This window comes from Salinicola rhizosphaerae (assembly GCF_014652715.1).
GTDB lineage: Bacteria > Pseudomonadota > Gammaproteobacteria > Pseudomonadales > Halomonadaceae > Salinicola > Salinicola rhizosphaerae.
The window spans coordinates 570,693-593,752 of record NZ_BMZI01000001.1; the positions used below are offsets into that span (position 1 = coordinate 570,693).

Below are 23,060 nucleotides of genomic sequence, written 5' to 3' on the forward strand. Positions count from 1 at the left end.
ACGGAAGGGTTATCGGCCGCCCGGACTCAAGCTTGAGCCCGGGGGGGCCATTCAAGCGCTGGTCAGCGCCCTGGTCGGGACAACCTTCGATGCCGCCGCGTCATGCTCCGGCTGCCACGCGTTATCGGATACCAGGTCCTCGGCAGCGACCCGATATCTCGCCATCGCGGTATTCAGCTTCTGCGCCTGGGCCAGTAGAGACTGCGAGGCGTGCGATGTCTGCTGGACGAGCGAGGCGTTCTGACCCGTAACCTGATCCAGTTCGGTAATCGCCTGATTGACCTGCTCGATGCCGCTGCGCTGTTCCCGCGTGGCGTTGGCGATCTCCTCCATCAGCCCACTGACACTGGCAACGGACGAGACGATGTCATCCATGGCGCCACCGACGCGATCGACGAGTTCGGCACCGCTATCGACCTGCTCACCGGAGCTCGAGATGAGCGTGCGAATCTCCCTGGCCGCCTCCGCGCTGCGACTGGCCAGGTTGCGGACCTCCTCGGCGACCACGGCGAAGCCTCGGCCCGCACTACCCGCTCTGGCGGCCTCGACCGAGGCATTGAGGGCGAGAATGTTGGTCTGGAAAGCGATGTTGTCGATGAGCTCGACGATGTCTGCCATCTCTCGCGAGCGTTCCTGAATGCGCGCCATGGTGGCCTCGACTTCGTTCATCATCTCGCCACCCTGCCTGGCGCGGTCACGGGTCTGCGTCGCCGCGCGATTGGCGGCCTCGGCATTGTCGGCGTTGTGCCGAACGGTCTGGGTCAGCTGCTCCATGCTCGACGCCGTCTCGACGATAGCGGCCGACTGTTGATCGGTTCGTGTTGCCAGATCCTGATTGCCGCTGGCGATCTGGCCAGCCCCCACATCGACCCACTCCGCACTCGCTCGCATCTCGGCAAACGTCGAGGAGAGTTGACGACGCATGTTCTCGATGGAGAACAGCAGACTGCTCGTGTCTTTGGGCTTGAGCACCAGCGCCTGGGCAAAATCGCCTGCAGCGATACGCTGAACTCTCTGGCGTGCATGAGCAGGGTCACCACCGAGCTGGCCGAGAACGTTACGAATGACCCAACCCACGGCCAGCGAGAGCAGGCCGCCCAGAACACCGATCAGCCCGAGGTAGAAAATCAAGCCATCGCCGAGTATCGCGTCGATATCGTCGATATAGACGCCGGTGGCAATCTGCCAGTCCCACTGCGGAACGCGCATCACGTAGCTGAATTTGTCGTAGGTGGCATCGCCGCCGCTGCGGCGCGAGACGTATTGAACCAGACCGCCCTGCGGGTTCTGTGCGGCGGTGAGCATCTCCTGATACAGTGGCCGGCCTTCCGGGTCGCGATAGTCACTCATGCTCTCGCCTGCGGCACGACGGGGGTGCAGCACGATATCCAGGTTGGAATCGAAGACGAAAAGATAGCCATCGTCCCCGAAGCCGAGCTGGGAGAGCGCATCCAGCGCGCGCTGCTTGGCCTCCGACTCGCTCAACGCGCCCGCGTTGGCGCGCTCGACGAAATCGTCCACCAGGTGCTTGGCGCTACCGATGAAGTATTGGAGGCTCTGGGTGCGCTGCTCGATCAGATTGGCGCGCATCGAGTAGAGCGACCAGCCGGCAACGAGCAGGAGCCCTACCCACATGAGTATCAGCGTTGTCCACAGTTTGCGTCGCATGGTCCAGTGGCGAAAATCGAGCATGTTGGCCTCACCGATGAGTCAAGGTTCGCAACTCATCGCCCGACCGATTCGAGCCCGAGTGCATTGCTCTCTTTATCGGCTCGCAGCGTGATCGACTTTATATCCCTCCTACGAAAGTCTTATACCCTAGATCATCGCCCTGAAAACGAAAAAACCGCGATCTCGATCGCGGTTTTCGTGGCGGCTGCAAGGGGCATCACGCGGTTTCGGCGGTGCGCTCCACCAGCTGCATCTCCTCGTGGGTCAACAACTTCTCGATATCGACCAGTACCAGCATGCGGTCATCGAGGCTGCCGATGCCGTTGAGATAGTCCGACGAGAGTGTCACGCCGAATTCCGGCGCCGGTTTGATCTGTTCCGGCGTCAGACTCATCACGTCGGAAACGCCGTCGACGACGATCCCGACGATACGATCGGCAACGTTGACCACGATGACCACGGTCTGGCCGCCGTATTCGACGTTTTCCAGGTTGAATTTCAGACGCAGATCGATGATCGGCACGATGACACCGCGGAGGTTCGTCACCCCCTTGATGAACTCCGGCACGTTGGCGATGCGTGTGACATTTTCGTAGCCGCGAATCTCCTGGACTTTGAGAATATCGACGGCGTACTCCTCGTCGCCCAGGGAGAAGACCAGATATTCATTGCTGGCCGCGTCGGTCATGGCGACATCAGCGTTCGCTTGCGTGTTCATGCTGGCGATACCTCTTGTAGATGATGACGTTTCGATTCGTGGCGCTGCTGCGACTTGCGCCGGTCGAGCCGATGCAGATCGGCAATATCGAGAATCAGGGCGACGCTACCGTCCCCGAGAATGGTCGCCGCGGAGATTCCCGGCACCTTGCGATAGTTGGTCTCGAGATTCTTGACCACGACCTGTTGCTGTCCGATCAGGTCATCGACCAGTAGCGCGTAGCGTCGGCCTTCGCCCTGCACGATGACAGCGATCGACTCCGTCACCTCGGTCTTCGCACCGACCACATCGAGCGCATGATGAAGCGAGATGATCGGCAGATACTCGTCACGCACCTTGAGCAACTGATCGTCGCCGGCCATCGAGTAGATCTCTTCGGCCTGCGGCTGCAGGGATTCGAGGACCGCGTTCAGCGGCAGCAGGAACGTCTCGGCACCGCAGCGGATCGACATGCCGTCGAGAATCGCCAGTGTCAGGGGCAGCACGATACGGGTGGTGGTGCCATTGCCCGGCTGACTCAAAATCTCGACGTGCCCGCCCATTTCCTGAATGTTGCGCTTCACCACGTCCATGCCGACGCCACGCCCGGAGACATCGCTTACCTGCTCCGCCGTCGAGAATCCCGGCGCGAAGATGAGCTGCCAGACATCGTCGTCGCTCATGGTGTCCGACACCGGCAGACCGCTTGACTTGGCCTTGGCGAGAATTCTCTCACGGTTGAGGCCGGCACCATCGTCGATGACTTCGATCAGAATGTTGCCACCCTGATGCTGGGCGGAGAGCGTCAGCCGGCCCGTCGCGGACTTGCCGGCCTCGATGCGCCGCTCCGGTGACTCGAGACCGTGATCGAGACTGTTGCGCACCAGATGTGTCAGCGGATCGATGATTCGCTCGATCAGGCTTTTGTCCAGTTCGGTGGACTTGCCCTCGGTGACGAGTTCCACGTCCTTGCCGAGCTTCGCGGCCAGGTCACGCACCAGACGGGGAAAGCGGCTGAAGACGTAGTCCATCGGCATCATGCGAATCGACATCACCGACTCCTGCAGATCGCGAGCGTTGCGCTGCAGCAGGTTCATGCCGTTGACCAGGGGGCCGTGAGAGACGATATCCATGTCGTTGGCAGTCTGTTCGAGCATCGACTGGGTGATGATCAACTCGCCGACCAGATTGATGATCTGATCGACCTTGTCGACCGGCACGCGAATCGTACTCGACTCGGCGTTCTTCCCACCCTTGCCGCCGTTCTTGGCAGCACTCTTCGCTGCCGGTTTGGCAGGGCTGGCGGCAGCACCCGATGCGGTATTGGCATCATTTGCCAGGGGCCCTGGCTGGGCGATGTCATCCTCGGCATCGCCGTGCACGGCCCGCTCCGCTGCTGTGGATTCCCCGGCCACGGATTCACCTGCCATGGATTCGGGGGCAGACTCATCGCTACCGGCACTCTCGTTGCCAGATGCGGCAGGCGCGTCATCGGCCGGCGAGGCAACGACGTCAGTGATCGACAGCTGGTCGGGCTCGATGATGAAACACAGCACGGCTTCTATATCGTCTCGGGACTCGTCGCTCGCCAGCACCACGCTATAGCAAGCCTGATCGCCACTGCGCGATACGATCTTGCCGAAATGCTGGAGCTCTTCGACCAGCAGTTCACGGTCCTTCTCGTTGACACCATTCAGTGTGATGGCGAGCTGCCGGTCACCGGCGTCCTGCGGCTCAGAAGCCTGGGCAACGGGCTCAGGCGCCGCAGACTCGCTGGCGGCAACTTCTACCGGCGCTGGCTCGGCAGCCGCCGGCGGTGGCGCATCATCTGCCCCGCCTTGCCCGAGCTCTTCCAGCGCCATTTGCTGCAAGACTCGAGAGATACGCTCGAATGCCTCGGCATCCGGCTCGCTGCCGTTTCGATAGGCATCCAGTTGGTCGTGAAGCATGTCCTTGGTTTCCAGAAACGTATCGACGATATCGCGCCGCAGTTTGAGTTCGCCGCGCCGCGTGTGATCCAGCAGGTTCTCGAGCCGATGCGTCGTCTCCTGGAGCACGGTGAACCCGAACGTTCCGGCACCACCCTTGATCGAGTGAGCCGCGCGAAATATTGCGTTCAGATCCTCGATGTCGGGATCATCGACGTCGAGGTCGAGCAGTAGCCGCTCCATGTCGGCCAGCAACTCCTCGGCCTCCTCGAAGAACGTTTCGTAAAAATCAGAAATATCCATACGTACCTGCCATGGCAGTGAAAACGAGAGGAGCTAACGCTAGGGAGCGAGATATCATTGCAAGGTGTCCGGCACGGGTACGACCGGCTCGTCGGCGACGGCAACCGGCGGTAGCGACGAGCGCTCCTGCTGCTCGATTGCCGAGGCCGCTCGGTTATCCAGCACGACGATGCTGATCCGACGGTTGACCGCATCGCTGGGCCGTGTGTCGGGCAGCGTCACGCGCGACCCCATACCCGCCACCCGCAGCAGCTTGTCCGGTGCCAGACCGGCGGCAGTCAGCTCTCGTCGGGACGCATTGGCACGATCTGCCGATAGCTCCCAGTTGCTGTAGCCTTTTTCGCCGCCGGCGTAGGGCAGATCGTCGGTGTGGCCGCTGATACTGATCGGATTGGGCATCTCGTTGAGCACCGGAGCGATGCGCTCGAGAATCTTCTGCATGTAGGGCTCGAGCCGATCGCTGCCCAGCTCGAACATCGGCCGCTTCTCGCTGTCGACGATCTGGACCCGCAGCCCTTCCGGAGAAAAATCCATGCGTAGCTGTGAACTGAGTTCTCTGAGCTGCGGATCACTCTGGATGACGCTCTGTAGACGGTCTCGCAGATAACGCAGATTACGCTGCTCGTCGCTGGAGCGAGTCTGCTCGCGGACGTTCTTGCGCCTGACCTCGCCATCGACCTTGGTCGGATCGTCGCCGCCACCGGGAATCGCACTGGTGCTCGCCGTATTCTTGTCTCCGCCGGTCAGCGCCACCGCCAGCGGCGTTCGGAAGTACTCGGCGATGTTCTCGAGCTCCCGCTCGCTGACGGTCGAGAGAATCCAGAGCACCAGGAAGAGTGCCATCAACGCGGTCATGAAATCGGCGTAGGCGATTTTCCACGCACCGCCGTGATGCCCCGCCGCCTGCACGCGCTTGCGCTTGACGATGACCGGGCGACGCTCGCCGTTGCCACTCATCAGCTGTCGGTACCCGTGCCGCGCAGCGTCTGCCCGCTGGAGCGAACATGCTCCTCGAGCTCACTGAACGACGGCCGCACTGCAGTGAACAGGGCCTTGCGACCGAACTCGACCGCGAGCTGTGGCGCGAGACCGTTGAGACTGGCCATTAACGTCACGCGGATACACTGAAGCATCTTGGTCGCTTCACCGACCTGCAGGTTGATGTGATGCGCAACCGGCGTCACGAATCCATACGCCATGAGGATGCCGGCAAAAGTGCCGACGAGCGCCTGCGCGATCATCTGTCCCATCACGCCGGCCCCCTGGTCCGCAGCGCCCAGCGCGTGAACTACGCCCATGACGGCAGCCACGATGCCGAAAGCCGGCAGCCCGTCGCCGACGGCCGAGAGCGAGTGCGCCGGCAGTGCCGCCTCGTGCTCGAACGTCTCGATCTCGTGCTCCATCAGCGCATCGATTTCGAACGGGTCCATGTTGCCACTGACCATCAGACGCAGATAGTCGGTCAGGAACGCCATGATCATCGGGTCGGATAGAATTTTCGGGTAATCGGCGAAGATCGCGCTCTCCTGCGGCGCATCGATGTCGCGCTCGATGGCGAGCATGCCGTCCCGTCGCGCCTTGGTCAGCAGGCGGTACTGAAGCGCCATCAGCTCCATGTACATCGCCTTGTTGTAGCGCTTGGTGCGCTTGAGCTTGGAGAAAGACCGCAGCGTGGCCTTGATGGCCTTGCCATTGTTGGCGCAGACGAACGCGCCGATGGCCGCGCCACCGATCATCACGAACTCGGCAGGCTGGATCAGCGCCCCCAGATGGCCACCGATGGCCGCGTATCCGCCGAAGACGCTACCGATGACGACGATGTAGCCGATTATGATCAACACGAAGCAGGCTCCCGAAAATCGCGATGTATGGCGAACATGCCTCCTCTATCGGCAGCGATGGCCTATGGCTTGAGGGCCGATCATCAGAAAAGCGTGATACGACGGCGCGTCTCGATCGCCCGTAAGACCGGCAACGAAAAAGGCGAGTCGATCACTCGACTCGCCCCGGTCTGTCACCCGCAAGGTTGCAAGGTCTATCAGCCGTTAGCCGCGACCTTGTCCCGCGCCCTCTTGTCTGATGTCTCGGCGATCGCAAGGCGCTTTTCCGCGCCAAGTTTGGCCTTGCGCGTCTTGCCGGCTCGCGAGGGTGGCTGGCAGATGCCGCAGACATAGTCGTGCGTCGGACTGTGAGCATGCGCGACGAAATGCCCCCCGCAGCTCTGGCAGGGTGATAGCTGCAGCAGATCGCTCTCGAAGAAACGCACCAGCGTCCAGGCACGCGTCAAACCGAGCGTGGGTTCCGCATCGTCGAGCTCGATCTGTTCGAGGTAGAGACGATAGGCTTTGACGAAAGCCGACATGCGGTCGCAACCGAGGTCTCGCGAAAATCGCTGATAGATATTGTAGAAAAGCGACGAGTGAACATTGGGCAGCCAGGTGATGAACCAGTCAGCCGAGAAAGGCAGCATGCCTTTGGGCGGCGACATCCCCTTCACTTCCTTGTAAAGCTTGATCAACCGACCCCGACTCAGATCGGTTTCGGTCTCCAGGACCTGCAGGCGCGCGCCGAGCTCGATCAACTCGACGGCCAACTGCACCTGACGCATTTCCCCAACCAGGCTCTTGTCCGCCATCTCTCAACCCTCCCGTACGGCAGCAGCCGTCGAGCGACCGGCGCCGGCCATCAGCAGCGCTGCGTGCGTCTGGCTGAGCCCCTGCGCGCGAGGATTATTGACCAGCAGCTCGAGCTGATCCGCCTCCGAGATTCGCAGATGACAGAGCAGCTGATGGGTCCGCGACAGCTGGGTCAGCTGCTTGACCGACAGCCGCGCGATCGCATCGGCCATGGGTGCCGAGAGGTCCAGACGAAACATCGCCGCCTCGCGATCCTCGCTCAGCAGGCGCTGGACGAGCAGCAGGTAGGAAAGATTCAGATCCTGGATGTCATCCAGCAGATTGTTGGCTTGCATCGATTTAGGTTCCCTGCGTTCGTTTTTATTCGGCGCCCATGTCGCTGCCAGGCGCTCGCCCCGTCTGTAGTCGTGCACACGACTACATCAGATCTTTATGATGAACCTAGTTTGCTACTTTTTGATGAAAAAAAGCAAGCTTTGTTATGTTTTTTATCGGTTGGTAACTATATGGGGCGCTTTAGTATCGGAATAACTCGGCAATTTGCTGATATTAAAGTCGATTTTATTATTGAACGACTGATCAGCTAAAAATCGAAATGTAACAAATTGCATGAAATCAGGTGCGACTGAGCCTTTTTCATGACTTACGTTGAATGGAAAATTCTCATTTCAACGATCGTCGCGCTGCCGATCAAGCTCACCGATCCAGACGAGCAGTTCGGCGATGACCTGGTAGAGCTCGGCAGGAATACGCTCGTCGAGGTCGATCTGCATTAAAAGGGACACGAGTTCGGGCGAGTCATGCACGAAGACCTCTTCCTGTCGGGCGAGTTCGATCATTCGCTCTGCCACGCTACCGTAGCCCTTCGCGACGACCCGCGGCGCATCCAGACGTTCGCCGGAGTATGCCAGTGCGACAGCCCTGCGCCGCGAATCCGCCTTGTCGTCACTCATGGCCAGGGCCTGCCGAGAGCTCGACCGATGCGTCGAGCTTGTCGAGACGCGCCCGCAGCTCTCCGAGTGCGGCGGCCATTTGAAGCCGCGATTCCGCCAGCGCAGGCTCTATACGAGCACTCAGGCGCCCGCCGCTACTGGACTGTAGATGAAGCGTCACCAGACCCAAACGGGGAAAGGCCACATCGATCGTGGCCTCCCAACCGCGAGCCTCCTCGGTGGATGACGATGACTCGGTGTCGCTTCGCCCCTCCTCGCCCTCGTAAGCTGGCGCGAGCAGCATTGTCATCGCCACGTTCGGCCAAAGCTGGCCTTCCCAGCGCACTTCGGGTGCCACCACCAGCTCGAGCTGGTGGCGAACCAGTGACTGAAGCGCATCGCTCGAGTGCCGCCCGACCTGGTGCCTGTCGACCATGGAGACGCTAAGCTGATCATCGGCCAAGCTCGCTTCGCTGGATTCCATGTGCATCATCGTTGCCATCGGCGCCCTGGCCTGAGGATTTGCAGTTACCGTCGGTCCCGAGCCGAAACGCCCTTCAGTCCCACCAGGGCCTGACCGAGCGCTCTCGGCCTGCCCATCACGATGCCCGAGAGTCTCTTGCCTGGCCGCAGGGGCCGCAGCATCACGCGCACCGATGGTCCCGCCAGGCACGCGGAATGCCTGCGGCCAGATCTGCAGCGGTAACGGTGTCTGATTCGGTGTCGTCGCCAGAAAGCGCAGGCCCAGCCAGGCCTGAGGCTCCCGGATCAGCGCACCACGAGGCATCTCCCCCTCCATCCAGCGCAGCAGGTGAGACTCGTAGAACAGCCCGCTCTGGCTGACACCTCTCGAGAGCGTGCCGGCGACAATCTGCGCATCTCCGACATGACGCGACAGCAACGGGGCCAGCGGCCGAATGGTAGCCAGGCGATCGGCGGGAAAGCGATCGAGCAGGTCGGCGATGACGGTCGCGGTACGACTCAGATGAAGCTGCGTGGAAGCGGGAGCCGTGCGTTGAGTCGCGAGCGTCTCTTGCGTGGGCCGCGCGTCGGCGGTCACTTCTCTGGAAGGACTGCCGACCGTGCCGCCACCCTGGGGATGCAGCCGGGAGTCACTGCGCGCCGGCTGGATGGCGTCGGAGGACGTCTTGGCCGCGACCGGCGCCGGGAGGTCCTTCGCTACGGGAATCTCGACACGCTTGCCCAGCACCTGGTGCAGGAGCGTATCCAGAATCGGCGTGATGCCGCTCACATGCGCTCTTCTGGCGGTATCGATCGCAGCCGGGAGGCGATACTGCCCCGCCCCGCGTGATAGGCCTTGCCGAGTGCCTGTTGACGACGCGAGCTTCCGATCAGGTGGCTCAACGCATCGCGCCGAGCATCCAGCAGCTGCCGCGTCTCGCGGTCCTGCGTGAGAATCGTCTCCAGCAGCGCGCGCTTCTCCAACCGATCACGGTCGCTCAGCACCTGAGCGCGATCCCGTTCTCGGATGCGGGCGAGCTCGAGGACATACTCCGCCTCGCAGTCAATCAACTCGTCCCAGGAGTCCGCCTGCGCAAGCCTCAGCATGCGCCAAGAAAGCTCGCACAGTGCGCGATAATGATCGATGACAGACGATACATTCGTCATCCCGGTCGGACTCCTCGAAATGGCGTCTGGTCAGAGATTGATAGCCGCCGTGTGTCTAAGCTCGCGCCAGCCGGAACCGATATTCTCGAGAAGCGCTGCCGCTTCGTCGAGCGCACCGACCTCATCGCGCAGATTGGCGCGCAGCAGCAGGCGGGCAACGTAGTCGTAGATCTGCCCGAGATTCTCCGCAATCTCGCCGCCTTTTTCACGATCCAGCGCCGCTGCCAGACCGTTATTGACGATATCGATCGCCTTGGAGATCGCCGCTCCCTTGGCCGCGCGATTGCCATCCTGTAGATGAAGGCGAGCGGCCGCGATCGACGCCTGGGCGCCATCGAACAGCATCACGATCAATTGATGAGGGTCGGCCGACATGACGGCGGATTCGACTCCAACGCGAGCATAGGCATTGACACCGCGCATGGCATTCATTCTGGTTCCCCGTAACACCGATTGGCGTTGGCTAGAGCTGAAATTGGCGCTGGTTAGAGCTTAAGAAGTCTGGGCGCTGAGCGCGTCGAACTGCTGTGTCAGGTAGTCGCTGGTCGAGTTCATCTGCGATACCAGCGAGTCCAGGTCGGCAAACTGGGACCGGTAACGCGCGATAGTGGCATCGATCGAGTCCTGCATGCGGGAGTATCGATCGGCAAGACTATCCAGCGTGCTGTCGATGCCATCGGTTGCGCTCTGCAGCAGTCCATCATCGTCGAGGATGATGCCCATGGTGTCATCCAGACTGCTGGCAAACCCGCCCTCACCGTCCACGCCGGCAAAGAACTGACTGACCGCGTCGCTGTTCTCGTCGAGGGCACTGCTGAGCTTGTCGTCATCGACCTCGAGCGTGCCATCGAGCTGCAGCTCGATGCCGAGATTGGACAGCATGCCGTAGACACCGTCGCTGTCGCTGTAGCTCATGGCGCTGCGGAGCTTCGATTCGATGTTACGCATCGTCGAATTGCCCAGCAGCGCACCGGCCGTATCAGCGTCTGCGTCATAAGACGTCAGGCTGTCAGCAGTCGAGACGTAGCTGTTGTACGCATCGACGAACGCCTGCACGGCCGACGTCATCGAATCGGTGTCCTTCTCGACGGTCAGCGTTTCGCCGCTGTCGTCGGTGACATCGGTCAAGGTCAGCGTCACGCCCTGCAGCGACTCCTCGACCGTATTGGACTGGCTGGTAATATCGATGCCATTGACGGTCAGCTGCGCATTCTGCGCCGCGACCGTCTGCGTCATGGCGCTGCCGGTGACGGTGGACTTGCCGTCATCCCCGATGGTCGACGAGAAACCGAACGCATCGTTCAGGCTGGTATCACTCGAGGAGACCGACATCGCCGCATCGGTACCGGTCTCCGACGAACTCAGCACCAGACGAGAGCTGGTACCATCGTTGACGATGGTCGCCGTGACGCCGCCCTTCTGGGCATTGATCGCGTCGCGCAGATCGCTCAGCGAGTCGCCGTCGGCGACATCCACGTCGAAGGTCGAGGCGTCGGCACCGCTGCCGACCGAGAAGGTCAGCGTACCGCTCATGCCGAGCGTGGCGTCCTTGTCGTCATACCCCGCCGATGCGACGGTCTGGGCCTGCGCCAGCTGCGAGACAGCGACCTGGTAACGACCGGCAACGGCTTCTCCCGAGCTGCTGACCGTGACGGCGCTCCCGGTAATCGAGCTCGTCACGGCCGTGAAAGTGTCAGGGTCACTCAATGCCTCGAGCGAGTCACGCAGGGAGCTCAGCGTGCTTTCGAGCGTGCCGAATGCGGAGAGCTTGGTCTTGTAACTGGTCTGCTGTTCGGTGATCGGCGTGAGCTTTTCGTTCTCCGCATCTTCCAGATCATCCAGCAGACCGCTCAGGTCCAGACCGGAACCGATTCCCAACGACGATATCGTAGACATAGTGTCCTCTTTGATCCTGACGCCATTTGTAGCACGCCAGGCAGTCGAGAAGGCGCGAATAAGGCGTGTTTTACCGTTGCTTTTCCCTGATCGGCCGGGAGCGATCAAAACTTTAGGCGTCGATGAAATAAAGATGGGACTCGATCACGGTCGCGCCCACGCTTTCACCGTCGCGCCCACGCTTTGGGTGGTCAGGTGGTGGCCGAATGGGCGATCATAGGCGACCGATCAAACAGGTCAGCAGGAGACGACATGGATGCAACCTCCCTTCAGGACAACTATCGCCTGTGGCTGCGCTTTCAGCGCCAGGAGAAGCTGAGCCGAGAACACAAGGCAGCGCTGCAGAAGTTGGCCCAGACCGGCGCCATGGCTTCACGTGTCACCGAGGCCTACCGCAGCATGGCCGACCGCGCCGCCAAGGAGGGGGCCAGCTATCGCGTCCTGTTCCAGCGTCGTCGCGACAACGGCGACGAGCTCGCCTGCGAAGGATGGCTGTTCGTGCGCCGAGTGCTCGCCGAAGGTGGTACTACGCGGATCCGGGCTACGCTGTTCGAGACGTTCACGCTGGAGGAAGGCGAGATCACCCCCTCCGCCAACAGCCCGCAGAAGGTGACGCTCGAGATCTACGACGAACTGCTCGTCCAGAAGAGCATGACGCTGGGCTGTCGCACCGACCGTCACGACGACGAGCGTGACACGCGCTTCATCACATTTCTCGACAGCGTTCGCGGCGATCTACGCCAGTATCTCTGAACCCGCTGATGGAGCGTCTCGCCAGTTCGCGGGAGACGCGTTATCCCCGGTTCACGGAAACCCGTTCGCCAACGCGTCGAGACGCTTTTCCCGACGCTCAGAAACCCTGGAGGTTCTTCGATGGTAAAGACGCCCCACCCCTCGAAAATCCACTTTACCGCGTTGACGCTGGACGACCTCGATGGCGTCAGCGGTATCGTGCAGCCGGCCGCTCAGGCGCAGAGCGTAACGCTCGAGAGCTCCGCCGCGCTGCTGGTGACTGACTTCAGCGTCAGTCGACCGCATACCCTGTCGACGAATGCCTCGATCGAGCAGGCCCTGGAAGCCATGAAGCAAGCCGGCGTACGCCTGCTCATGCTGGTCAATGGCAGTGGACGCTTCACTGGCGTGGTCAATGCCCGCGAACTGATCGGTGGCCGCCGCATCACCATGGCGATGCAGCAACACCAGATCGGGCGCGACGAAGTGACCGTCGAAATGATCCAGACACCGCGCAGCGAGCTGCACTCACTCTCCTACGCGAAGCTTTCCCACGCCACGGTCGGTGACTTGGTGGAAACGCTCAAGAGCTCCGGCGACCAGCACGTCCTGATCACCGAGCCCGATGGCAGCGGCGCCTCGCGTATCCGCGGTCTGATCTCGGCCTCCGATATCAGCCGCGCCCTCGGCGTTGACCTCAACCACCCGCCGGAAGCGCGCACCTTCGCGTCCATCTGCCAGGTCATTCGTGGGCACGATCTCTGACATGGAGGCTGCAGGCACCCAAGGCAGCGCGCCGGTTCTGATACTTTATGCCGGTGGCACCATCGGCATGCGTGAAAGCGAGCGCGGGCTGGTGCCCGCGGACGATTTCGCGGCGCGCCTCGAACGGGCGATGTCGTCCATTCCCCCCGCTCGCCAAGCCCGGCTGCCGCGCTACACGCTCTGGGAGTCGTCTGCACCGATCGATTCCAGCAGTGCCACGCCGGCGGACTGGTCACGCCTGGCGGAGCATATCGCTGCGGTGCACGAGCAGTACGCCGGTTTCATCGTGCTTCATGGTACCGACACTCTCGCCTGGTGCGCCTGCAGTCTGGCATTCCAGCTTCAAGGACTTGGCAAGCCCGTCATCGTGACCGGGTCGCAGAAGCCGCTGGAAGCGGATGACAGTGACGCGCTGGGCAATATCGAAACCGCGCTGGCATTCTCGGCCACGCCCGGCCTGTCGGAAGTCTGTGTAGGCTTCGGCGGTCGGCTGCTGCGCGGCACGCGAGCCAGAAAGTGGTACACTCACGACGCCATCGGCTTCGAGAGCCCCAATTGGCCGCCCCTGGGGGAGATGGTCGAGCACGTGGCCGTGCTCTATCCCTCTCGTTGCCACCAGGACCGAGGCGCACCACGCTTCGAGCTGATCCCGCCGCAGGCGCGATCGCCGATCGTCAGAGTGCCGCTCTGGCCGGGCATGCAGGGCGAGGCGCTGGAGCGGCTGATCGATGATGACGCCGTGACCGGCGTGCTGCTCGAATGCTGGGGAAGCGGCAATCTTCCCGAGGACCCGACGATCATCGGCGTGCTCGCCCAAGCGAGCGCCAGCGGCAAGACGCTGGTGGCCCTGAGTCAATGCCCGGTAGGTGGTGTGCGTCTCGGCACTTACGCCAGTGGTGCTCACCTAGTCGATCTTGGCGTGCTGGCGGCCGACGATATGACCGTCGAAGCGGCCGGCAGCAAATTGACGCATTTGAAGGCGCTCAGCTTGTCGACCGATGAGCTGAGACGACGCTTTCTGACGCCACTGGCCGGCGAGTCCGGCGCCTTCACGCGTTAGCCGTCGAGATCGCAGGGTATTGTCCCGCGGTGTTTCAGGCACACGTTTTCACGTTACCGGTTTTCACGTCACAGGTTGAACGCATGACCTCCCCTTCCCAACACGCCGGCCCGACACCGGCGGTCGTCATTTACTCCGGTGGTATGGATTCCTATACCGTTCTGCACCGCGCCATTCGGCAGGGTTACGCGGTCAACGCGCTCTCGTTCGATTACGGTCAACGTCATGCCCGCGAGCTGGAGGTCGCGTCGTCAGTTTGCGCGGCACTGGAAATTCCCCATCGGGTCGTCGACATCCGCGCCATTCATCAACTGATCGGCAATTCGGCCCTGACCGACCCCACCAGGCAGATGCCAAAAGCGGACTACGCGGCGGATAACCTGGCCGACACGGTCGTCCCCAACCGCAACATGATTCTGCTGTCGCTGGCGATCGGCCATGCCGTCAACATCGGGGCACCGACCTGCTTCTATGGCGCGCACGGCGGCGATCATGTGCTGTATCCGGACTGCCGCCCGGCGTTCGTCGAACGCATGAACGACGTGGCCGCGATCGCCAACTTCGAAGCCGTCACCATCGAAGCGCCTTACCTGCGCAAGGAGAAGTCGGACATTCTGGCGGACGGCATCGAGATGGGGCTCGACTATTCGCAGACCTGGACCTGCTATCTCGGACAGGCGCAGGCCTGCGGCGAGTGCGGTAGCTGCCGAGAACGCTTGAAGGCATTTGCCTCGCTCGGTCTGTCGGACCCCCTGCCCTACGCCATCGACGTCTGAGCCCACCGAGAGAACATCGCATGTACAGCGTCAAAGAAGCCTTCTATACGCTGCAGGGGGAAGGCGCCCAGGCTGGACGCGCCAGCGTCTTCTGCCGCTTCGCCGGCTGCAACCTCTGGTCCGGACGAGAGCAGGACCGCGCCACGAGCCGCTGCACGTTCTGCGATACCGATTTCGTCGGCACCAATGGCCAGAACGGCGGTCAATTTCGCGACGCGAATGCCCTCGCCGACCACCTGGACAAGCTGTGGCCGCATGCGGACAGCGGCAAGCGCTACGTCGTTTTCACCGGCGGCGAACCCTTGCTCCAGCTTGACGCGGCGCTGATAGAGGCCATGCACGAGCGCGATTTCGAGATCGCCGTCGAGACCAACGGCACGTTGCCAGCGCCCGACGGGATCGATTGGATCTGCGTCAGCCCCAAGGGCGACAATCCGCTCGTCCTGACTCGCGGCAGCGAGCTGAAGCTTGTCTATCCGCAAGCCGGACTCGACCCTGAACGGTTCGCCGGGCTCGAGTTCGCCCATTTCTTTCTGCAGCCGATGGACACCACCCCTGCTGCCATTGCCTCCGATGGCAGCACGATGAGCGCGACGGTGGATTACTGTCTCCGCCACCCGCAGTGGCGGCTGTCGCTGCAGACGCACAAGATTGCAGGAATCGATTGATGACCCTGTTCGTGAACAACCTGACCAATGTCGACGTCTCGGTATGGTCACCGCAGTACGGACTGCAAGGCGCCAGCTGGCACGTCGACGTCGAGCTCGATGGCGAGCTGGGTGAAGACGGCATGCTGTTTGATTTCGGCGACGTCAAACCGTGGATCAAGTCGCGCCTGGACGCTGGCCTCGACCATACGCTACTGGTGCCGACACACGCCCCCGGCGTCGGCGTCGAGGAGTGCAGCGAGGGACTCCACGTCACGGCGGAGCTGCCTTACCCGTTCGAAGTCCGCGCACCGCGCCAGAGTTTCACGCTGCTGCCCTGGGCGGAGGTGACACCCGAGCGGCTTGGAGATCATCTCAGCGCAGAGTTGAGCAAGCGCCCGCCACCTCGCGTCGAGGCTATCCGTCTGCGCCTTCGCGAGGAATTTCCCGAGGGCGCTATCTACACCTACAGTCACGGCCTCAAGCATCACGCCGGCAACTGCCAGCGGATCGCCCACGGCCATCGGTCGCACCTTCGCATCTGGCGGGATGGCCAACGCGACCTGGAACTCGAGGCGCTCTGGGCGGCTCGACTCGACAACAGCTACCTGGTCGACGATGCCGACGTCACCAATCCACGCGAGCTCGAGCAGCCGCTGAAGGTGAAGTACCGCTCCGCCCAGGGACTGTTCCGAATCAAGCTCCCCAGAGAGCGTTGCCACCAGCTACCGACGCCGACCACTGTCGAGCACATTGCTTCATGGCTCGCCGAGCAGATCGCACAGAGTACCGGCGGAGACATTCGCGTTCAGGCCTTCGAGGGCATCGATAAAGGCGCGTTGGCCCAGGCACGGCGCCCGTGAGCTGTCGAGCCGGCTGCGGCGCTTGCTGTATCGCCCCATCGATCAATTCTCCGATTCCCGGCATGCCTGACGGCAAGCCGGCCGGCGTACGCTGCGTCCAGCTCGACGACCAGAACCTCTGCAAGCTGTTCAACGATCCGCACCGGCCGACGCTCTGTCGGCAATTCGACTATGACGAGGCCGTCTGCGGCGAGAGCCGTGAAGAGGCGCTCGTCATCCTGACCCAGTGGGAGCACGCGACGGCCTAGTCGCGAGTTGCCGGGCTTCCGTACACCGCGCGCCGAAAATCGCGCCTCCGCGCCTTTGGCTTCCGAGCCTCGCACTTCCGGGTCCTCAGCTTCCAGGCATCCAGCGTCTAGGCATCGAGCTTGACCAGCATCTTGCCCTCGTTGGCGCCACGGAAAAGACTCAAGAACGCTTCCGGGGTTTGCTCGAGGCCCTCGACAATGCTCTCCCGGTACTTGATCTTGCCCGATGCCACCAGCGGTGCGACCTCGTCCAGGAAGGTCAGATAGTGCTGCCAGTGCTCTCCCACGATGAACCCTTCCATACGCGCCTTATGGAAGAGAAGTTGATTGAGATTTCCAGGACCGCTGCCAGCATCCGTGTCGTTATAGCGATCGATCAGTCCGCAGACAGCGATTCGCGCATGGTCACGCAGGTTCTCCAGCGCCGCTTCGAGCAGGGGGCCTCCGACGTTTTCGTAGTAGATGTCATACCCCTCCGGCGATGCCGCTTTCAACGAGGCTGAGAGCGCCTCGACATCCTTGCCCTTGTAGTTGACGGCGACGACACCCAACGACTCCAGCCACTCGCACTTGGCCGGCGTGCCAGCAACGCCAACGACATGACAGCCGGCCCGCTTTGCCAGCTGCACGGCAAGAGAGCCGACGGCCCCGGAGGCCGCGCTGACCAGCACACGGTCGCCTGACTGCATCGCGGCAATCCGGTTGAGCCCCGTCCAGGCTGTCATCCCGGGCATACCCAACACCCCGAGGAACGCCTGCTCCGGCACGTCATGAAGCGGCAGCGCCTCGACATCATTCCCGGGGAGCTGCGCGACGTCGCGCCACCCCGCCATATGCCGAACCCTGTCTCCGACCTGAAAATGCGGGTGGCGGCTGGCGATGATCTCGCCAATGGCGCCACCGGCCAGCGGTTCATCGAGCGCGTAGGGCTCGACATAGGTGGTAACGCCACTCATGCGTCCTCGCATGTAGGGGTCCACCGACAGCCAGCGGTTGCGGATCCTGACCTCGTTCTGCGCAAGGTCCGGCAGCGGCGTCTGCCGGAGCGCGAAAAGACTCGAGTCCGGCAGCCCCCTGGGCACCGCGGTCAGAACAAAATGATGAGACGTCGACATGAAAAACCCTCCCGGCTGAAAGCGATCTCGCCACTCAGCCTAGGAGGGTCGTCAAACTCATGCCAGGTAGGCCGGCATGGCGCTGGCCTGCGGGCCTTCAGTTGCGCTCGACTTTCGCCTCGTCCTGCAGCGTGTTGCTGAGCCCCTGGATGATGCCCTGGGCCTGAACCCGCTGCGCAAGACGCGTGGAGAAGTCGGCATCATCGCTTTCCGCCTTCCCGGTCTGAACAGACTCCAGACCAATCAGCGCAACACCTTCATCGGTCGTCGCTTGCCCCCACTGAACCGCGTCGCCTTGCGGATGCGGCAGCCGGAACGCCTCCTGAAGGACGGCATCAGGCAGGCTATCGTTGCCGCTGCGACTTGCATCACCGATCTCTTTCCAGGTGAGACCCTCGACATTACCGCCATCACGCAGCGTGGAAAGCGCCTGCTTGGCTTGCGCCTGCAGTTGCCGCTGCGTCATTTCTGCGGTGACCGCCTGACTGACGCGATCGCGGACCTGATCGAGCGGCAGCGTGCTGGCGTCTCGGTGGTCTACTACCCGCACGACCACCCGTTGCTGGTCGTCCGTCGTGACGACGTCGCTGTTGTAGCCATCCTGGAGGACATCCGGCGAGAAGGCGGCGGCAACGACATCGGGGTTGGACAGCACGCCCTGGCCGCCGTCGTCCTGCGAGAACCAATCACTGGTCTGCACGTCGAGCCCAAGGTCCTTGGCAACGCTCTGCAGATCGTTGGCCTGATAGGCGGCATCGGTGAGCTGCTGAACCTTGTCATCGAAGCGGGACTGCGAGTTCTCCATCTTGACCTGCTGGGTCAAGGTCGCCTTGTCCTGCTCGAACGGCGGGATATCGATATTCGTCACTTTGATCAGATGAAGACCATACTGGCTCTTGACGATCTTCGACACATCGCCTTTCGCCAGGGAGAAGGCTGCATCGTCGAACGCTTCACCGAAGAACCCCTTCTGAATCTCACCCAGATCGCCACCTTTACCGGCTGAAGACGAGTCATCCGAGTACTGCTTGGCCAGATCGGCGAAGCTCTGGCCCTGCTTCAATTTGGACTGGACCTCTTCGAGACGCTGACGCGCCTGCGCTTCGGTGCGGTCATCGCCGAACGTGACCAGAATATGCGACACCTGTCTTGGCGCGCTTTGACGCGCGGCCTCGTAGGCCTGGCGCAGTTGGGACTCGGTCACGTCGACATCACTGGCCACGTCGCTCTGATTGAGCACCACGTATTTGACCTTGACCTGAGCCGGTCGACGGAAGTCGTCCTTGTGCTGCTCATAATAGCTCTGCAAGTCATCCTGCGTCGGCTTCACCGGTTGCGACAGGCTGGCCGGCGTCAGCTCCGCATAGCGAAAACTGCGCTGCTGTTGCTGCAGCGCCGCCAGCCGAGATTTTTCCGAGGGCAGCACGAATGCCGAAGCGGCAAGGCCCTGCTGCACCTGACGTCTGAGCGTGTCGGCACGAAGCTCACGACGAAACGCATTGGGCGTGTAGCCAGCCTGGGCCAGACGATTGGTGAAAAGCTCCTGCGAGAAGCGACCGTCCTGATCCTGAAACTCGGGAATCGAGACGATCAGCTGATCGACCTGACTGTCGGAAACGTGGAGTCCGCCGTCGCTGGCGTATTGATCGAGCACCTTCTGCTGAATCAGCTGATCAAGGACCTGTCCACGAAACTGGCGCTCCTGCTCGGGAGGCACCTGACCGGAACGAATGCCACGCTGTACCTGGGCTTCTACCGCCTGACGACTGATAGAATCACCATTGACGGTCGCGGCATCCTGACTGCCCGAGTTGGAGAAATAGCTGACCAGTGACTCCGCGCCAAACAGCGCGAACGTCACGATGATGGCTCCAACGATGACTTTTGCCACCCAGCCCTGGGAGCCTTCACGAATTCTTTGCAGCATGCTGTCCTCGCATGTCGATTACCTGTTATCGCGTGCGCATCGTACACCGTCACACACTGCCGACGCATCCTGCACGGGCCCCGCACTATTCACAAAACCCGGGTCGGCGATCCGGGCCCTGCCAATCTCAGGCAATAAAAAAGCGCATCGCGTAGCGATGCGCTTACCTGATTCGGACCAACCGTCTCATCCATCAGCCAGAGAGTCTGGTGACCCAGAGGCGGGTCCGCGCGACGGATGAACCTTAGTTCACGGCGTCTTTCAGTGCTTTACCGGCTTTGAAGCTCGGCACCTTGGCAGCGCTGATGTTGATCGGCTTGCCGGTCTGCGGGTTACGGCCAGTGCGCGCGGCACGCTCCTTGACCGAGAAAGTCCCGAACCCGACCAGTGCCACGGAGTCGCCTTTCTTCAGACTGTCCGACACGGACTCGACCATGGCATCGAGAGCACGAGTGGCAGCAGCCTTGGGAATATCGGCAGACGCGGCAATGGCTTCGATAAGCTCGGATTTATTCACACTTCACCCCTTGACGGTATACGAAATTAACAGGAAATCGTTACGCAAACTTCTCAGCGAACACGATCACAGCAAGTGAGCATTTTATAGCAATGCCGTGATTCCACTGTCAATCGAGATCATGAGAAAAACCCCGTCACTCCGGGCTTTGCGCATGAGATTGACGTTTTGGCAAGCTCAGTGAGTGCTGACATTGGTCTGCGACGGTGCAACGTCATCGGCGACTTTTTCATCTGCCTCGAGGCGATCCGTCAGCGCCAGTGACAGTACGTCGTCGATCCACTTCACCGGACGAATATTCAACGCATTCTTGATGTTGTCAGGCACCTCCTTGAGGTCCCGACGATTTTCATCCGGAATGAGTACGGTCTTTATACCACCGCGCCGTGCAGCCAGCAATTTCTCCTTCAGGCCCCCAATCGGCATCACCTCGCCGCGCAGATTGACCTCGCCCGTCATGGCGACGTCACAACGGACTGGCCGGCCACTGTAGGCGGAGATCATTGCCGTGACCATGCCGATACCGGCGCTGGGGCCGTCCTTGGGCGTGGCGCCCTCGGGAACGTGGATATGAAGATCCTCTTTCTCGAACCTTTCAGGGTCGATGCCCAACTGCGGCGCGCGCGCTCGAACTACCGTGTGAGCCGCACTGACGGACTCCTTCATGACGTCGCCCAGAGAGCCTGTCTTGTTGACCCTGCCTTTGCCCGGCGTGACCACGGACTCGATGTAGAGCAGCTCGCCGCCGACCGAGGTCCAGGCGAGCCCGGTCACCCGGCCGACCTGGTTTTCCTGGTCGGCCAGCCCATAGGCGTAGCGCCGCACGCCTGCATAGGTCTCGATATCCTCGGCGGCCAGCGTGGCGCCTGCCTGGGCACCCTGCCCCTTCTCCGCTTCCAGACGCTCACGGAGCACCTTGCGACATACCTTCGCCACCTGACGCTCGAGCTCTCGAACACCGGCCTCTCGCGTGTAATAGCGCACCAGCTCAAGCAGCGAATCATCACCAAAGATCAGTTCGCCTTCCTTCAGACCGTTCGCCTTGAGTTGCTTGGGCACCAGGTAGCGCTTGGCGATGGCCAGCTTCTCGTCCTCGGTATAACCCGGCAACCGAATGACTTCCATACGGTCCAGCAGCGGTCCGGGAATATTCATCGAGTTGGCGGTACAGATGAACATGACGTCCGACAGGTCGTAGTCGAGTTCGAGATAGTGGTCGTTGAACTTGTCGTTCTGCTCCGGGTCGAGCACTTCGAGCAGCGCAGAGGAGGGATCCCCGCGATGATCCATGCCGATCTTGTCGACTTCATCGAGCAGGAAGAGCGGGTTGCGCACGCCTGCCTTGCTCATCCGCTGGATCAGCTTGCCAGGCAGCGAGCCGATGTAGGTCCGGCGATGCCCGCGAATCTCGGACTCATCCCGAACCCCACCCAGCGCGAGACGCACGTAGCGACGGTTGGTCGCTCGGGCAATGGACTGCCCCAGAGACGTCTTGCCGACGCCCGGCGGTCCGACCAGGCACAGCACAGGCCCCTTGAGCTTCTTGACGCGCTTCTGCACGGCGAGATACTCGAGAATACGCTCCTTGACCTCCTCGAGGCCGTAGTGATCCTCGTCGAGCACCTTGGCGGCGTGCGGCAGGTCGTGCTTGACCCGAGTGCGCTTCTTCCAGGGCACCGACAGCACCCAATCGAGATAGGAGCGAACCACCGTCGCCTCGGCCGACGTCGGCGACATCATCTTGAGCTTGTTGAGCTCCTGGGTCGCCTTGTCGACCGCCTCCTCGGGCATGCCGGCTTCCTTGATGCGCTGCTCGTACTTCTCCGCCTCGTTGGGCGTATTCTCGAGCTCGCCCATCTCCTTCTGGATGGCCTTCATCTGCTCGTTGAGATAGTACTCGCGCTGCGACTTCTCCATCTGGTCCTTGACCCGCGAGCGAATGCGCTTCTCGACCTGGAGCAGATCGATCTCGGATTCGATCAACGCCATCAGGTGCTCGATCCGGTCGCGCACCCGATCCATCTCGAGCAGTTCCTGCTTGTCATCGATCTTGAGCGAGAGGTGCGCACAGATCGTATCGACGAGACGGCTGGGATCTTCGATCTCCTGCAGCGAGGAGAGCACCTCGCTCGGCACCTTCTTCGACAGTTTGACGTACTGCTCGAACTGGTTGAGCAGTACGCGCACCAGCGACTCCTGCTCTCGCTCGGTCAGTGGATCGCTGTCACGGGCAACGATCTCTGCCGCGACGAACCCGTGCTCGTCCGTTGTGATATCGCGAATATCGGCGCGAAAATTGCCTTCAATCAAAACCTTGACGGTGCCATCAGGGAGTTTCAGCAGCTGCATGATGTTGGCAACGGTGCCCACCTTGAACAGGTCATCCGCGCCCGGATCATCGTGAGCCGCCTCCCGTTGAGCGACCAGCAATACCCGCTTGTCGCTCTCCATGGCCGTCTCCAGCGCGCGAATCGATTTTTCGCGCCCCACGAACAACGGAATGACCATTTGCGGGTAGACCACCACGTCTCGCAGCGGCAGGAGGGGAAGCGTCAATGTCTGGTCAGAGCTCTGCGCCATTACAGCAATTCCTCGACAAACTTTGGGATGGGTGAGCCACCAGAGCGGCAATTAAAGGCTACGTTGGGGCGGTAGGGCCTGGATGCAAGCGAAGGAACCCGGCCCGATGCAACAGACACCGCAGAGGCGACGACGGCA

The 23,060-nt window shown here is 61.7% G+C and carries 23 protein-coding genes; 7 read left to right on the top strand and 16 right to left on the bottom strand.

What is annotated here, in order from left to right:
• Positions 1 to 51: 51 nt before the first annotated feature.
• From IE125_RS02490 to fliD, 12 genes are all read right to left on the bottom strand, one after another.
• Entirely contained in the window at positions 52 to 1,692 is a 1,641-nt protein-coding gene (locus tag IE125_RS02490; protein WP_229808878.1) for a methyl-accepting chemotaxis protein, read from the bottom strand.
• Positions 1,693 to 1,888: 196 nt separating this feature from the next.
• Complete coding sequence (locus tag IE125_RS02495; protein ID WP_189442992.1) at positions 1,889 to 2,389, bottom strand: chemotaxis protein CheW; 501 nt, start codon at positions 2,387 to 2,389, stop codon at positions 1,889 to 1,891.
• Positions 2,386 to 4,599, bottom strand: coding sequence for a chemotaxis protein CheA (gene cheA, locus IE125_RS02500; RefSeq protein ID WP_189442993.1), 2,214 nt, complete (start codon positions 4,597 to 4,599; stop codon positions 2,386 to 2,388). The genes IE125_RS02495 and cheA overlap by 4 nt, the downstream gene beginning before the upstream one ends.
• Positions 4,600 to 4,653: 54 nt before the next feature.
• Positions 4,654 to 5,556, bottom strand: a complete 903-nt coding sequence (gene motB, locus IE125_RS02505; protein WP_189442994.1) for a flagellar motor protein MotB — start codon at positions 5,554 to 5,556, stop codon at positions 4,654 to 4,656.
• Positions 5,556 to 6,440: a flagellar motor stator protein MotA gene (gene motA / locus IE125_RS02510; protein WP_189442995.1), complete on the bottom strand. Its 885-nt coding sequence runs from the start codon at positions 6,438 to 6,440 to the stop codon at positions 5,556 to 5,558. The genes motB and motA overlap by 1 nt, the downstream gene beginning before the upstream one ends.
• Before the next feature lie 197 nt (positions 6,441 to 6,637).
• A complete protein-coding gene (gene flhC / locus IE125_RS02515; RefSeq protein ID WP_189442996.1) occupies positions 6,638 to 7,234 on the bottom strand; it encodes a flagellar transcriptional regulator FlhC in 597 nt (198 codons plus the stop codon).
• 3 nt (positions 7,235 to 7,237) lie between these two features.
• On the bottom strand, positions 7,238 to 7,570 hold the full coding sequence (gene flhD, locus IE125_RS02520) for a flagellar transcriptional regulator FlhD (protein ID WP_189442997.1): 333 nt from the start codon (positions 7,568 to 7,570) through the stop codon (positions 7,238 to 7,240).
• Positions 7,571 to 7,903: 333 nt separating this feature from the next.
• On the bottom strand, positions 7,904 to 8,188 hold the full coding sequence (locus IE125_RS02525; RefSeq protein ID WP_189442998.1) for an EscU/YscU/HrcU family type III secretion system export apparatus switch protein: 285 nt from the start codon (positions 8,186 to 8,188) through the stop codon (positions 7,904 to 7,906).
• The gene (locus IE125_RS02530; RefSeq protein WP_189442999.1) at positions 8,181 to 9,419 is read right to left on the bottom strand and encodes a hypothetical protein; all 1,239 of its coding nucleotides are present in this window, start codon (positions 9,417 to 9,419) and stop codon (positions 8,181 to 8,183) included. The genes IE125_RS02525 and IE125_RS02530 overlap by 8 nt, the downstream gene beginning before the upstream one ends.
• Positions 9,416 to 9,796: a flagellar protein FliT gene (gene fliT, locus IE125_RS02535; RefSeq protein WP_189443000.1), complete on the bottom strand. Its 381-nt coding sequence runs from the start codon at positions 9,794 to 9,796 to the stop codon at positions 9,416 to 9,418. Before fliT ends, IE125_RS02530 begins: the two co-directional genes overlap by 4 nt.
• A gap of 30 nt (positions 9,797 to 9,826) precedes the next feature.
• Entirely contained in the window at positions 9,827 to 10,228 is a 402-nt protein-coding gene (gene fliS / locus IE125_RS02540) for a flagellar export chaperone FliS (protein ID WP_229808879.1), read from the bottom strand.
• Positions 10,229 to 10,288: 60 nt separating this feature from the next.
• Positions 10,289 to 11,692, bottom strand: coding sequence for a flagellar filament capping protein FliD (fliD, locus tag IE125_RS02545; protein WP_189443001.1), 1,404 nt, complete (start codon positions 11,690 to 11,692; stop codon positions 10,289 to 10,291).
• Positions 11,693 to 11,944: 252 nt separating this feature from the next.
• Here fliD and IE125_RS02550 point away from each other — a divergent pair, with 252 nt between their 5' ends.
• The 7 genes from IE125_RS02550 (at position 11,945) to IE125_RS02580 (ending at position 16,783) form a co-directional block, all read left to right on the top strand.
• The gene (locus IE125_RS02550) at positions 11,945 to 12,445 is read left to right on the top strand and encodes a hypothetical protein (protein WP_189443002.1); all 501 of its coding nucleotides are present in this window, start codon (positions 11,945 to 11,947) and stop codon (positions 12,443 to 12,445) included.
• A 120-nt stretch (positions 12,446 to 12,565) separates the two neighbouring features.
• Positions 12,566 to 13,189: a CBS domain-containing protein gene (locus tag IE125_RS02555; protein ID WP_189443003.1), complete on the top strand. Its 624-nt coding sequence runs from the start codon at positions 12,566 to 12,568 to the stop codon at positions 13,187 to 13,189.
• A 1-nt stretch (position 13,190) separates the two neighbouring features.
• Positions 13,191 to 14,249, top strand: a complete 1,059-nt coding sequence (locus tag IE125_RS02560) for an asparaginase (protein ID WP_189443004.1) — start codon at positions 13,191 to 13,193, stop codon at positions 14,247 to 14,249.
• Positions 14,250 to 14,332: 83 nt separating this feature from the next.
• Positions 14,333 to 15,025, top strand: coding sequence for a 7-cyano-7-deazaguanine synthase QueC (gene queC, locus IE125_RS02565; RefSeq protein ID WP_189443005.1), 693 nt, complete (start codon positions 14,333 to 14,335; stop codon positions 15,023 to 15,025).
• Between the two features lie 20 nt (positions 15,026 to 15,045).
• A complete protein-coding gene (queE, locus tag IE125_RS02570; protein WP_189443006.1) occupies positions 15,046 to 15,693 on the top strand; it encodes a 7-carboxy-7-deazaguanine synthase in 648 nt (215 codons plus the stop codon).
• The gene (locus tag IE125_RS02575) at positions 15,693 to 16,535 is read left to right on the top strand and encodes a 6-carboxytetrahydropterin synthase (protein ID WP_189443007.1); all 843 of its coding nucleotides are present in this window, start codon (positions 15,693 to 15,695) and stop codon (positions 16,533 to 16,535) included. Before queE ends, IE125_RS02575 begins: the two co-directional genes overlap by 1 nt.
• Positions 16,532 to 16,783 carry a YkgJ family cysteine cluster protein gene (locus IE125_RS02580; protein ID WP_189443008.1) on the top strand — a complete coding sequence of 84 codons (252 nt, stop codon included), beginning with the start codon at positions 16,532 to 16,534 and terminating at the stop codon, positions 16,781 to 16,783. The genes IE125_RS02575 and IE125_RS02580 overlap by 4 nt, the downstream gene beginning before the upstream one ends.
• A gap of 107 nt (positions 16,784 to 16,890) precedes the next feature.
• Here IE125_RS02580 and IE125_RS02585 read toward each other — a convergent pair whose 3' ends face one another.
• From IE125_RS02585 to lon, 4 genes are all read right to left on the bottom strand, one after another.
• Positions 16,891 to 17,898 carry an NADP-dependent oxidoreductase gene (locus IE125_RS02585; protein ID WP_189443009.1) on the bottom strand — a complete coding sequence of 336 codons (1,008 nt, stop codon included), beginning with the start codon at positions 17,896 to 17,898 and terminating at the stop codon, positions 16,891 to 16,893.
• A 97-nt stretch (positions 17,899 to 17,995) separates the two neighbouring features.
• Entirely contained in the window at positions 17,996 to 19,825 is a 1,830-nt protein-coding gene (locus IE125_RS02590) for a SurA N-terminal domain-containing protein (RefSeq protein ID WP_189443010.1), read from the bottom strand.
• Positions 19,826 to 20,069: 244 nt separating this feature from the next.
• Positions 20,070 to 20,342 carry a nucleoid-associated protein HU-beta gene (gene hupB, locus IE125_RS02595; protein WP_189443011.1) on the bottom strand — a complete coding sequence of 91 codons (273 nt, stop codon included), beginning with the start codon at positions 20,340 to 20,342 and terminating at the stop codon, positions 20,070 to 20,072.
• 177 nt (positions 20,343 to 20,519) lie between these two features.
• Positions 20,520 to 22,922, bottom strand: coding sequence for an endopeptidase La (lon, locus tag IE125_RS02600; protein ID WP_189443012.1), 2,403 nt, complete (start codon positions 22,920 to 22,922; stop codon positions 20,520 to 20,522).
• Positions 22,923 to 23,060 lie beyond the last annotated feature (138 nt).